The following is a 12839-nucleotide window of genomic DNA, read 5'->3' as shown; positions in this document are numbered from 1 at the left end:
CCCCTGCCCACCTACAGAGAGGGAGAGAGTCATGACGCAGCCCCAGTTCCCGCCGCCGGCCGGAGCCCAGCCCGACGCACCTGGGATCGAGAACGCCCAGCCCGCCGGGACCAGACGGAAGCCCTTCATCGGATGGATCGTGGGTGGTGTCGTCCTGGTGCTGCTGCTCTTCTTCGGCGCCTGCGGAGCCCTGCTGGCCACGAAGGACGACGGGCACACCGCGGAGCAGGGCAAGGCCGCCAGCTCGGCCACTCCCACCGCCCCGGTCACTACCGCGGCGCCCACGACCGCCGTGGCTGCCCCGACGACCACCGAGCCGGCGCCGCTCCCCGTCTACGCGACGCCCACGAAGAACGACTTCAAGCTGAAGGTGAAGATTCTCCGCAAGCAGTGCTTCGGCAGCGCGGGATGCAACGTCACCTATCGGATCGACGTGACGTACACCGGCGACGGCGACCTGGACCCGTCCAAGACGTACGAGGTGACCTACCAGGTCAAGGGCGCCGAGGACCCGATCATCAACACCTTCGAGGTGACCGGCGACTCTGCCTCCGTGCAGGAAGAGGAGATGGCGAGCACCAAGCGCTCCGGCGACAAGCTGACCGCCGCCGTCACCGATGTCTCCGAGTTCTGAGAGGAGCCGTCATGCGTCCCGATGAGTTCCTTCGCACCCTGGACCTGCTCCCCACACCCCTGCACGACCGTGCCCTCGCCCTCCGCGCCTACGTCAAGCCCCGGCGCTGCGAGCCCTGCACCTCGGTTGGCGACGCCGTCCGGCTGGCGCTGACCGCCGCCCGTTACGACGAGTTCGGCGAGGCGGCGCAGCTGCTCGACACCGCCGAGCAGCTGGCCGCCCGCCACGAGCTCGCCTGCCGGCCTGAGCACCAGCCGGGCCGCGGCCAGGTCGGCCGCTGGGCGACGACGTCCGCGCCCCTGGTCGCCGCGACGGACGCCAGTTGGAAGGGGCGTGCCGGCGGGATCGGGTACGTTGTCAGCGACGGCCGGTACGGCGTACGCAGTCGCCGCCCGGGTCGTACCGACCCGACGGGCTGTTCGCGGGTGCTGGTGAGCGAGCTGCGGGCGGTCGAGTTCCTGCTCACCGCGTACGACACGCCGCCGCCCGGGATGACGGTGCTGGTGGACTGCCTGCCGGCGGTGACCTACCTGCACCGCTGGCAGGGCGGCGACGTCGAGGCGATGCCGGCCGGCTACGACCTGCGTCCCCGGCACTCGGGGCTGAAGCCCACCCTGGTCCGGCTCGCGGAGCTGGTCGCCGAGCGCCCGGACCTGACGTTCACGCATGTCAAGGCCCACGCGCACCACTGCCTGAACGAGGCCGCCGACAGCCTGGCGCACATGGCACGCCGCCGGGTCGAGGAGACCTTCGACGTACGCCAGCGGGCGCACGACCTGGTCGAGGCGTTCCTGCGCGACTGGCACGCGCTGGCGGCCTGACCGCCGAACCGGCGCTCTGAGCTGAGCCGTTACGTCGAGCCCGGCCGGCGACTCACGAGAAACCAGCGGACCGGCCCACGCCGGCCTCGCCGGCACCGCACGCCCTCCCCCACCGACGTCAGCCGGAGGTCCTCATGACCCGCACCGATCCCCTGGTCGAGCTGATCTTCAACCGGCTCGCCGACGACCACGTACCCGACGACACCGCCGAGGTCGTCCTCGCCGCGCTCACCGGCGAGACCGACCTGGCCGCCGCCCTCGACGGCGACTCGACGAGCCTGGCCCCGGCCACGCCGGCCGCCGCCGAGCCGCCGGCGCAGATCTGGCTCTCCTCGATCACCGTAGCCGGATTCCGCGGCGTCGGTCCGGAGCGCATCCTGCCGATCGGCCCGGGGCCCGGCATCACGCTGGTGGTCGGGCGCAACGGGTCGGGCAAGTCGAGCTTCGCCGAGGCCGTCGAGCTGGCGCTGACCGGCGACAGTGCCCGGTGGGCGGACCGCACCAGCGTCTGGCGTACCGGGTGGCGCAACCTGCACACCCCGGACCCGTGCTGGATCGACGTGCAGCTACGCGTCGACGGTGTGGCCAGGCCGGTGACGGTGTCGCGGTCGTGGCCGCTCGGCGCGGACCTGACCGACGCGGAGGTGACGGTCACCAGCGAACGGGGGCGGCACGCGGGCCTCGCCGAGCTGGGGTTGGCGCGTCCGCTGGCCCTGTACCGGCCGTTCCTCACCGCCGCCGAGCTGGGCCGGCTCACCGCGGGCACGCAGAGCCAGCTCTTCGACGCGATCTCCGCGATCCTCGGCCTGGAGGCGATCACCGACGCCGACCACCGTCTGATGGCCGCCGCCCGGCCCGTCGAGACGGCCATCAAGGAGGTACGCGCGCAGAGGACGGCTATCGCCGGGCGCCTGGCCGAGGTGGACGACGACCGGGCTCGGCGGGCGGCCGCGCATCTGAAGGGACGCGGCCGGGTGGATCTGGCGGCGCTGACCGCGATCCTCGACGAACCGGACGAGGTCACCGCCGACGGGCCGCTGCTGCTGTGCCGGGCGCTGGTCGAGCTGCCCGTGCCGGCGCCCGAGCAGGTGGCGGGCCTGGCCGCCCGGCTCGCCGACGCCACGGCGGAGGCGCGGCGGCACGACGGCGGGCGATCGCGGGCGGCGCTGCGCAGTGCGGAGCTGCTGCGCCTGGCCATCGAGCACCACGAGGACACCGGCGACGGCCCCTGCCCCGTCTGCGCTGTGGGCACGCTCGACGCCGATTGGCGTACGGCCGCGGCCGCGTCGCTGGTCCAGCTGCGGGACCGCAGTCTCGCCGCGCAGGCGGCGGACACCCGGCTGGACGCGCTACTCAAGCAGGTGCGGCACTTCGTCGACGATCTCGCGGTGCCCGATGGCGACGCTCCGGGGGTGCCGGTTGACGCCCTGCGGAGTGCGGTGGCCGAGCTACGGAGGGTACCGGGTGAGCCGGCGGAGTTGGCGGCGCACCTGGTCGCGCGGTACCCGGCGGTCGTGGACGCGGCGCGGGCCGCCCGCGCGTACGCCGAGAAGATCCTGCGGGAGCGCGACACCGGCTGGCGGCCGGCGGCGGTCGAGCTGCGGGCCTGGGCGGACGCCGCCGCCCGACTGCCGGAGCGGGAAGCGACGCTGGCCCGGCTGAAGGCCGCCCGGGGTTGGCTGAAGGACACCGCGACGGATCTGCGCAACGAGCGGTTGGCGCCCTTCGCGGAGCACTCGCAGCGGATCTGGTCGCAGCTGCGGCAGGAGAGCAACGTCGAGCTGGGCGCCATGAGGCTGGAGGGGAACAACACCCGGCGGCGGGTGGTGTTCCCGGTCAGCGTGGACGGCGCCGACAACGGCACCGCGCTGGGGGTGATGAGTCAGGGTGAGATGCACGCGCTCGGGCTGGCCACGTTCCTGCCGCGCGGCTGCGCGCAGGAGAGCCCGTTCCGGTTCATCGTCGTGGACGACCCGGTGCAGAGCATGGACCCGGCCAAGGTGGACGGGCTCGCCCGCGTCCTCGCCGAGCTGGCCGAGCAGCGGCAGGTGGTGGTTTTCACCCACGACACCCGGCTGCCGGACGCGATCGGCCGCCTCGACCTGGGCAGGGCGCGGATCGTCGAGGTGACCCGGGCGGAGCGGTCGGTGGTGACGCTCCGTGCCGCGTCGGATCCGGTGTCCCGTTACCTGGACGACGCGTACGCGCTGGCGCGCAACGACGAGATCGCCGCGGAGGTGCGCGGGCCGGTGATCGCGGAGCTGTGCCGCTCGGCGATCGAGGCTGCCTGCCACCGGCGGGTCTGGCGGGTGCGGGTGGGGCGCGGCGTCCCGCACGCTGACATCGAGACTTCGGTCAGCTCGGCATCCCGCCGGCTCGCGACGGTCGTCGCCCTGGCCGTGTTCGACGACGCGGAGCGCGGAGGGGACGTGTTCGGCTGGCTGCGCCGGCACGGGCCGCGGGCGGTCAACGCGTACCAGGCGTGCCGGGAAGGGGTCCACGGGGCATACCTTGCGGACCTGCCCGGTCTGGTGGCGGACGTCCGTCACCTCGTGGGGGTGCTGTCGTGACCGCGCCGACGCCGCAGCGCTGCTTGGCGGCGGCCGACGAGTTGCTGCGCGGCGCGGGGGTGCTCGGCGCGGCCGCGGTGACCGCCGGGTGGTGGCCGCGGGCCTGCGCCTGCCTGATCCGGCTCGCCCTCGAAGGCGGCATCGACGGCTACTGGCGGCGGGTGAAGCCGTCGGTGGCCGCGTGCCGGCAGGGCCGCGCCAAGCAGTTGATGCTGCGCGGCCGGCTCGGCCCGGGCGGGGACGTCGCCCGGCGGGTGGCCTTCGCCTGGGCGACGCTGTCGGCCGCCGCGCACCACCACCGCTACGAGCTGGCCCCCACCGCGACGGAGCTTCGCCGCCTGCACACCGAGGTGGCCGCCCTGCTCACCCGGCTGCAGGTCGACTCCGGGCCATCCTCGACCTGAGCGCTCACGAGCCTCTCGGATGAACCCCCGACGACGGGGGCGTACACCGAAGGTTCCCGCGTCGGCCACGCGCGGTTGATCACGCGGCTGGTTCGGCTTCGTACGGTCACGCTCATGACTGTCCTCTCCGCATCTTCGCCGCTCGGCCGCGCCGTGACGAGGTTCGTCGCGACGCGGACCCGGGCCGCCGCCGTCGTCGCCGCGCTCGCCGTGACCGGCGCCGCCGCCGTGGTGGCCGTCGCGACCTCGTCGCCGGCCACCGCCGAGCCGGGTGACGTCGTCGTCTCGGAGAACTTCTCCTCCGGGTCGCTGCCCGCCGGCTGGAACGCGGTCGACGGGACCTGGAAGGTCGAGAACGGCCGGCTGTACGGCACGTCGGCCAGCTCCAGCGCCAACAACAAGATCACTTTTGGTCGGCACCTGAACGACTTCCGGTTCGAGGCGACCATGCGCTTCGAGTCGGTGCAGGCCGCCACCCGCTGGGCCTCGCTCGGCATCGACGTGCCGGCCGACGGCGCGACCCCGTGGTGGATCGCCACCATGCGCAGCGGCACCACCGCCGCCAATGGCCTGGAGTTCGCCCAGCGGACCACCGGCAACGCGTGGGTCGTGACGAACACGGCGGCCGCCCCGTACGCGGCGGGCACCGGTCGGGACGTGCGCGTCGCGGTCGAGGTGCACGGCAACCAGGCCCGTTGGATCTTCGACGGGCGGGAGATGATGCGGACGAGCAGCCTCCAGCGGTCCGCCAACGGGATCCAGGCGCTCTTCGTCAACGGCGGCACCGTCTCCTACGACGACGTGGTCGTCACCGAGCTGCCGCCGAACGGCTTCATCCGCCCGGAGGGCGGCCCCTTCACGGTGATCGCGCACCGTGGCGCGTCCGCCGCCGCCCCGGAGAACACCCTGGTCGCGCAGGAGATCGCGCGTAAGGGCGGCGCCGACTGGATCGAGAACGACGTCCAGCCGAGCAAGGACGGCGTCCCGTTCGTCCTGCACGACGGCACGGTCGACCGGACCACCGACGGGACCGGCAACATCCGCAACCTGACCGCCGCGCAGATCAAGGCCCTCGACGCCGGCTCCTGGTTCGCCCCGCAGTACGCCGGTGAGCGGGTGCCCACCCTGGCCGAGCAGCTCGCCGACCTGCGCACCCGGGGTGGCAACCTGCTGCTGGAGATCAAGGGCAGGCACACGAAGGACGAGGTCGGGCGGATCATCCAGGTCATCCGGGACGAGCAGATGACGAGCCGGGTGTTCGTGCAGAGCTTCGAGGTCGACGCCCTGCGCTACACGTACGAGCTGGCACCCGAGCTGCCGCTGGGCCTGCTGCGCAGCAGCCTGGACGCCGACCCGGTCGCGATCTCCCGCGAGCTGCACCTGACCGCGTACAACCCGGAGGGCAACGCGCTGCTGGCCAGGCCGGAGGTCGTGGCGCCGCTGCACGCCGCCGGCGTGGCCGTGATGGCCTGGACGATGGACTCGGCCAGCCTGTGGCAGCGGCTGGAGCGCATCGGCACCGACGGCGTCATCACCAACCGCCCGGCCGAGCTGGTCGGCTGGAACTCGGCCTTCCTGCAGCGGCCGGCCGCCGAGCCGACGGTGGCGGTCACGTCGCCGGTCGACGGCACCCAGCTCGACCGCGCCCAGTCCCCCGTCGTCGCGGTCGCCGCGACCGGCGCGGACACCGTGACCGTCACCCTCGACGGCGAGAAGATCGAACCGGGGCGCGCCCTCGATCTGCGCACGCTGGCCGCGGGCACGCACACCATCCGCGCCGAGGCGACCGGGCCCGACGGCACCGCGACGGCCACCAGCACCTTCACGGTGACGGCGAGCCAGGCCGGGCTCGGCTACGTGATCCTCACCTCGGGCGCCGAGCAGTCCGCGCTCACGGCCATGACCGCGCTGCTGAGCCAGGGCCAGTACGGCACGCTGGCGACGTACGTGAAGGTGCAGGCCGGGAAGCAGGTGCCGGCCGCCGCGGCGGACCTGATCGCCGCCGACGCCCGGACCCTCGCCCAGAGGTAGTCCCCGCACCACCGGTCCCCGCCGTCGGCTCCGACGGCGGGGACCTCACGCGGGAGGGCTCAGCCGACCCCGACGGGTCGACGCGCTCCGGGGGCAGCTCGGCGGCTACCACCTGTGGCACGCCGCCCGGGCCGACCTGCTCACTCGTAGACCTGCGTCATCACGTCCTGCTCCTCGGCCGGGGACAGCGTGGTCCACTCGCGGTCGTCGCGGAACAGCAGCATCGCGTACTTCGTCCTTGCTCCTCGTGGTGGGAAGCGCTGCGTCGTCCTTATGACGAACGGCCGGCACCGCTCCTCGACACGTCGCGTCGAATCTCCTGCCACTGCGACCGCTGGCCGCGATCCCGGGCTGATTCCGCCGTGCTTGACTGCCGGATGGAGCTGGACGTCGACGTCGAGGACGCGACGAGGAGGGTGGCGTCACGGTCCCTCATCGGCCCGGCGTCAGGGTCACCTCCTCGCCCGGTCGCAGGGTGACGCGCCGCCGCCAGGTGCCGGCCCGCACCTCGGTGGTGGTGCCGCCGACGCTGCGGACCGTCGCCCGCAGGACGCGACCGTCGCGCCAGGTCAGGTCGACCTCGAAGCCGCCCCGGGCGCCGACGCCGGTGATCGAACCCTTGGCGGCCCAGGCGGGCGGTAGTGCCGGCAGCAGCTCGATCACGCCGGGACGGGAGTAGAGCAGCATCTCCAGGGCCGCGGCGGCGCCGCCCAGGTTCGCGTCGATCTGGAAGATCGTGTAGCTGCCCTGGCTGTACATGTCGAAGAGGTTCGCCGAGGTGCCGTTGCCGTTGTTCATCGAGGGGCGCATGACGGTCAGGTACAGCTGGTACGCGCGCTCCGCGTCCTTGAGTCGCGCCCAGCACAACGAACGCCACGCGCAGGCCCAGCCGTAGCTGTCCATGCCGCGCGCGACAAGCAGGTTGCGTACGCCGTCGAGCAGTTCCTTCGGGCTGGTGTCGGAGGCGATCCGGTCGCCCGGGAAGAACCCGACCAGCGGGGACAGGTGCCGGTGCGTGACCTCGCCGAGGTTCTCCGGGGTCATCCACTCCTCGAGCCAGCCGGTCTTCGGGCTGACCCTCGGCAGGTAGAGCCGAGCCTGCAGCTCCTTGAGTTCGGCGGCGAACTCGGCGTCCCGGCCGAGTCTTTCGCTGGCGATCTGGATCTGTTGGAACAGGTCCCAGGCGAGTTCCTGGGCGTAGGTGGTGCCCTTGGCGTCCGGCCCGTGCTCCGGTGACCAGGCGGTGTCGTCGATCAGCACCTCCCGGGAGGTGCCGTCGGGGTCGGTGACGGTCGTGGTGACGAGTCGGGACTGCCAGAACTCGGCCGCGCCCCGGAGCACCGGGTAGATCTTCTCCAGGTACGCACGGTCCTGGCTGTACTCGTAGTGTCGCCACAGGGAGTTGCACAGCCAGGCGTTGCCGGAGGGATGCCACACCCAGCCGCTGCCGCCGTAGATGTTGGTGGAGAACGCGATCGCCCAGCCGGCCAGCCGCCCGCTGCTGTTGCGGAAGCGGTTGTCGGGGTTGTTGAAGAGCCGCCGGGTCACGTCCGTCCAGACCGGCAGCTGGGACACGCAGTAGTCGGCCAACGCGTCCGCGCACTCGCCGAGCCCGGCCGGGTCGGCGAGCCAGTAGTTCATCTGCACGTTGATGTCGGTGTGGTAGTCGGCGAACCAGTCGGGGGTGTTGTTGTGGATCCACAGGCCCTGCAGGTTCATCGGCAGGCCGTCGCGGGAGCCGGTGATGGTGAGGTAGCGCCCGAACTGGAGGTACGTGGCCTCCAGCTCGGGGTCGGCGGTGGTCGGGTCGGTGTGGCGCACCGCGATGCGTGACCACGTGTCGAGGGCGCGCTGCACCTGCGACGACTCCCCGAGGTCGACGGTCATCCGGTCGTACAGCCGCCGGTAGTCGGCCACGTGCGTGGCCAGCAGTGCGGCGGCGCCGGTCGTGACGGCGGCGGCGACCTTCTCGCGGGCGAGCGCCAGCGGGTCGATCGAGGGGTCGCGGAAGTCCTTCGCGGCGTCGGGCGAGTAGTCGGTGCCGCCGCAGATCACCACCAGCACCTCCGGACAGCCCTCGAAGGTGACGGTGGCGCCGTCGGCGCGAACCCGGCCGCCGCTGCCGATCGCGGTGACCGCCGCGCCGTACCGCAGCCCGTTGGGGAGGGTCCCGGCGAAGCCCGCCCGGTTGCCGTTCGCTGTGGTCGTCTCGCCGTGGGTGCCGGTCAGGGCGATGGTGCCGGTGTGGCTGCCGCGGCCGGACCGGGTGAGTCGCAGGACGATGACGTCGTCGGGGTGGCTGGCGTAGACCTCGCGTCGGTAGTGCGTCGTGCCGATCCGGTAGCTCGCCGAGACGATCCCGTTGCTGAGGTCGAGCTGCCGGCGGTAGTCGGTGTACTCCTGCGGACCGTGTCCGGCCAGCGTGACGTGCACCTGGGCGAGCACGCCGAAGCTGCCGAAGCCGTTCGCGTCGTAGTGCAGTTGACCGTCGCTGGTCAGCGTGTCGTTGCGCCCTCCGGTCCAGAACGAACCGTCGGTGATGTACAGCGCGTCGTCAGCCGGGTCTCCGCTGACCAGCGCGCCGAGGCGACCGTTTCCGATTGGTAGGCCCTCCCGGATGATCTGGTCCTCGCGGGCCGGGGTGCGGTACCAGAGCGTGGTGGCGCGGTTCTCGGGAACCAGTTCCGCGTCGGCGGGGCGGGCCGGCGCGGCGTGCGCGGCGAACGGGCGGACACCGGCGAGCGCGAGGCCGGCCCCGGCGGCACCGGTGAGGCGGAGGAAGTCACGGCGGGACGATTCGAGCACTTCGTCTCTCCCTTCGAGGCAAGTGATCGGACCTTTCGTGGCTATGGGCGCGGTCGAGTGGCCGCGCTGAGGCGAGGCGGCGGTAGAAGGTCCGATGTTTTCGGAAAATACGGGGGAGGTTTCACGGATGTCAATAGCCGGTGTCCAGACCGCCGCCGGCGCCGCCGATGCGGCCGCCCGGCCACGGGAGGTCACGGGAGGCAGGCGGGTGAGTCCGCGCGACGAGCCGTCCGGCGCGGGGCCCGCGATGCCGCCGGCGGAGCAGCACCGGGCGGGGAGGCCGCGACGCCGGCGAGGGGATCGAATCCGGTCGCGGCGCCGGCGTACGCTCCTGCCCGCGTGCCCGCTCACGGAGCGCGCTGGGCGGCGTGCCGGTTCGCGGAGCGCCCGCCCGCGTGGCGGGTCGCGGAGCGCGCCGGGCGATGTGGCGCTCGGGGGCGCACGCCCGCGTGGCGGCTCGCGGAGCGTCGGACGGCGTGGCGGAAAGAGGGGCGCGGCGGCGTCCGTGCCGCGGGTGAGCAGCGTGAAGAGGCGGGCGTGACCCGCGTCGGCGCGCCCGATCAGCGGCGGGCGGCCGAAGGCGCAGCGACGGCGTCAGGAGCCTTCACGGGCCGCCCGGGTCGCTCAGGGAGGCACGGTCCCGCGAGGGCGTGGTGGGCCGGCGGTCACCGGCCCACCACGCGGGTGCGCGGTCGGCGCGGTCAGAGGGCGGCGCAGTCACCGCCCTTGGCGCTGTTGATGGTGTTGGGCGCGCCGAAGTCCTTCACCGGCGCGCTGTTGCCGGCACAGCCCAACGAGCCGTTGACCCGGCTGCCGACGAGGATCGGCCCGTACGCACCGGCCAGCCGGCTGAACCGCTCGTTGGCGCTCACCTGGACGTTCTGCGACAGATTGAGCGCGCCGTTGAAGGTGCTGCCGGCGATCGTCACGTCCCGGGTGGTGCCGACGATGCTGGTGGAGCCGTTCACCGTGCTGCCGAACAGCTGCACCGCCTGTGCCCCGGCGGCAGAGAACGCGCCGTTGATCGCGCTGTCGCTGACCACCAGGGAGGCGCCGGGCCGCACCGACACCCCGCCGGCCACCCGCGCGTCACGCAGACAGGTCACGCCCTCGGAGGCGACCACCCGCGGCTGCGCTCCGGTGAGCGTCCGGGTGCACTCCGGCGACGAGCCCGGCAGCACGGTGGCCCGGTACGCGCTCGCCTCGCCCACGTTGCCGGCCGGGTCGATGGCCCGGTGCTCCACGAGGTGGGTGCCGAAGCCCGGCACGAACCCGCCGCCGGGGTGGTCGTCCGGCAGCGCCTGCTCGAACGCTGCCTTCGACAGGCCGCCGGTGCCGAGGTTGCCGTACGTCAGCGCCTTGATGTCGGTGCCCGAGTGGCGGAACTGGAACGGTGACTCGGGCATCGGCTGCTCCGGGAAGCCGAAGTAGTTGAACCAGCCGTCCTTGTCCAGTCGGAGCTGACCGACGACGTGCCGGTCCTCGGTGTAGCCGGTGCGGTCGTCACGCGGGTCCAGCCACATGTCCCAGCCGTTGAAGTACACCGGGTGCTCGGTGCTGCCGGCGAGGCGGGTCAGCGGCTGCGACAGGGTCCGGGGCGCGGTCGGGCCGGCGTTGTCGACGGTCCACTCGACGCGGTCGGTGACGCCGGGGTCGGCCGGGTCGGTCACCGTCGCGGCCAGCGTGTGGGTGCCCGACGGAAGCCGGAGCGCGCCGAGGTCGAGGTTGCGGCTGTTGTGCGGGTTCGGCACCGGCTTGCCGTTCAGCGACCAGCTCACGTCGAGGATCCGGTCGGCGAGGTGGTTCGTCCGCACGTACACGACCTCGTCACCGGCGACGGGCTGGGTGTTCATGGTGTGGCCGGTGAACGTCGCGGCCGGCGCCGACGGGGTCACCGTGGTGTCCCCCACCGTCCACTGCCGGGTCTGCACGAAGCGGGGTCCGTTGAAGCCGGAGTTCGTGGCCGTGTTGCCGGTGGACGGGTTGCGGACCCAGTCGATGCCGTCCGGGCCCACCGGGTCGCGCACCTCGACGTGCACCACCGTGCCGGCGGGCAGGTGCAGCGGGTCGAGGTCGAGCTCACGGCTGTTGTGCGTGTCGAGCACGGTGCCGTCGGGGCCGCCGACCCGCCAGGTCACCTGGAGCTCGTGGTATCGCGGCTGGCCCGTCTCGACCCACAGCACACTGTCCGACGGCACGGTGCCGACCGGCGTGTGCCGCACGTTCATCTGGCCGGAGTTCCGCATGCCGGTGACCCGCGCGACCATGTGCTCCAGGCCGACCTGGTCGAAGTCGAAGCCGATCCAGCGCATCATCGAGTGCTCGCTGGGCCGTCGCTGCCCGCACGGGTAGGTGCCGCCGCCCTCGTGCAGCCCGATCGTGCCGCCCGACAGGCTCTCCTCACCGATCCAGCGCCACCATTTGTGCTGGTCGTCGACCATCTTCTGCGGGTCGCTGTAGGTGGTGTGGTGGAAGCTGTTGGGCTCGCCGCCGGTGTAGCAGGGCCGCACCACGTCCCGCGAGGAGTACGGGTACTCGTCGGCCAGGGTGCCGAGGGAGTGGCCGATCTCGTGCAGCGAGATCAGCGGGCCCTGCGGGGAGCCGCCCGAGGTGGTCGCGTTGGTGCCGCCGATCCCGCCGTAGGTGAACGTGTTGAAGATCGCGAGGGTCTGCACGTTCTGGGCGGTACGCGGAATGCCCAACACCGGCGCCACGTAGGTGTCGAGGATCCGGTTGTGCGCCTGGTTGCCGGTCTCGCACGGGTTCACGCCAGGCGGGTAGTACGCGGCGTCGTCCTGGCAGTCCACCGGCGCGCCACCGTAGACGGTTCCCCGCGACAGCGGGTCGGCGCAGCCGTTCTGGTAGATCATCCGCAGCGCGGTGTTCTTGGTGTTGATCGGCCCCTCACGCTGGCCGGTGTCGCGGATCGTGCCGTCCGGGTGTCGGACCCGGCCGTCCGGGTCGCACCGGACGCCGTAGTCGATCGAGGCGATCTCCACCGCGTACACGTTGATGTAGTCGCGGTAGGTGCGGAACGGCTCGGTGGCCCACATGACCGCCAGGTTGCGGTCGACGTCCTGGAGGAAGAGCCGCTGCTGGTCCCACTGGTAGCCGTCACCGAGGATGATCAGATTCAGTCGCTCGGCCGCCGGCCCGGTGACCTGGATCGGGTGCACCTTCGGGTCGGGCAGCGGCATCGGCGGGCCGTCCGCCGGGGCGCCGCTGGCCGGACCGACCCCGGTCAGGAGGCTGGCCACCAGGGCCACCGCCGCCAGGGCCGCGAGCTTGCGTTTCACGAGATCCCCACCTCACCTTCGTCCGCCGGCAGGTCCCTCCGGCCACCAGACGCTAGTTCGGCACCCGTGGCGAAATCACCAGACACCTGACGGAACTTCGGTCACCGCCGGCCGTTCAGCCGACGGGACGGGCGTCGTGGCGTCGGGTTCGAGGTCCACCCGCCACCGCCGGACCTGCCCGCGATGTGCGTGTCCCGTGCGCTGATCCCGTGGCTGACCGGTCCGGTTGACTCGCTCGCCATGCGGGAACCGAAGCCGTCGTCGCCCGTACCCGAGGA

General features: G+C 72.7%; 8 protein-coding genes. 5 read left to right on the top strand and 3 right to left on the bottom strand.

The window, feature by feature from the left end; all coding sequences use genetic code 11:
- Window positions 1-31 precede the first annotated feature (31 nt).
- The 5 genes from SM573_RS17510 to SM573_RS17490 all read left to right on the top strand — a co-directional run bounded on the left by SM573_RS17510 (window position 32) and on the right by SM573_RS17490 (window position 6460).
- Window positions 32-634: a hypothetical protein gene (locus SM573_RS17510; protein WP_474616578.1), complete on the top strand. Its 603-nt coding sequence runs from the start codon at window positions 32-34 to the stop codon at window positions 632-634.
- A gap of 11 nt (window positions 635-645) precedes the next feature.
- Complete coding sequence (locus SM573_RS17505) at window positions 646-1455, top strand: RNase H family protein (protein ID WP_474616577.1); 810 nt, start codon at window positions 646-648, stop codon at window positions 1453-1455.
- Window positions 1456-1589: 134 nt separating this feature from the next.
- A complete protein-coding gene (locus SM573_RS17500) occupies window positions 1590-4025 on the top strand; it encodes an AAA family ATPase (RefSeq protein ID WP_474616576.1) in 2436 nt (811 codons plus the stop codon).
- The gene (locus SM573_RS17495) at window positions 4022-4429 is read left to right on the top strand and encodes a hypothetical protein (RefSeq protein ID WP_474616575.1); all 408 of its coding nucleotides are present in this window, start codon (window positions 4022-4024) and stop codon (window positions 4427-4429) included. The genes SM573_RS17500 and SM573_RS17495 overlap by 4 nt, the downstream gene beginning before the upstream one ends.
- Window positions 4430-4543: 114 nt before the next feature.
- Window positions 4544-6460, top strand: coding sequence for a glycerophosphodiester phosphodiesterase family protein (locus SM573_RS17490; protein WP_474616574.1), 1917 nt, complete (start codon window positions 4544-4546; stop codon window positions 6458-6460).
- Window positions 6461-6600: 140 nt separating this feature from the next.
- On the opposite strand, the gene SM573_RS17485 is transcribed toward SM573_RS17490, so the two are convergent.
- The 3 genes from SM573_RS17485 to SM573_RS17475 form a co-directional block, all read right to left on the bottom strand.
- The gene (locus SM573_RS17485) at window positions 6601-6786 is read right to left on the bottom strand and encodes a hypothetical protein (RefSeq protein WP_474616573.1); all 186 of its coding nucleotides are present in this window, start codon (window positions 6784-6786) and stop codon (window positions 6601-6603) included.
- Between the two features lie 106 nt (window positions 6787-6892).
- Complete coding sequence (locus SM573_RS17480; protein WP_474616572.1) at window positions 6893-9265, bottom strand: glycoside hydrolase family 95 protein; 2373 nt, start codon at window positions 9263-9265, stop codon at window positions 6893-6895.
- Window positions 9266-9966: 701 nt separating this feature from the next.
- Window positions 9967-12561 carry a M64 family metallopeptidase gene (locus SM573_RS17475; RefSeq protein WP_474616571.1) on the bottom strand — a complete coding sequence of 865 codons (2595 nt, stop codon included), beginning with the start codon at window positions 12559-12561 and terminating at the stop codon, window positions 9967-9969.
- Between the last annotated feature and the right edge of the window lie 278 nt (window positions 12562-12839).

Source organism: Micromonospora xinjiangensis (assembly GCF_056150165.1).
The sequence above is the reverse complement of the archived record's forward strand: the minus strand, read 5'-3'. Positions and strand labels throughout refer to the sequence as shown.

Excerpts from the sequence above, each read along its gene's own strand:
- SM573_RS17500 (WP_474616576.1), top strand. The coding sequence starts at position 1,590 with ATGACCCGCACCGATCCCCTGGTCGAGCTGATCTTCAACCGGCTCGCC.
- SM573_RS17510 (WP_474616578.1), top strand. The coding sequence starts at position 32 with ATGACGCAGCCCCAGTTCCCGCCGCCGGCCGGAGCCCAGCCCGACGCA.
- SM573_RS17505 (WP_474616577.1), top strand. The coding sequence starts at position 646 with ATGCGTCCCGATGAGTTCCTTCGCACCCTGGACCTGCTCCCCACACCC.
- SM573_RS17490 (WP_474616574.1), top strand. The coding sequence starts at position 4,544 with ATGACTGTCCTCTCCGCATCTTCGCCGCTCGGCCGCGCCGTGACGAGG.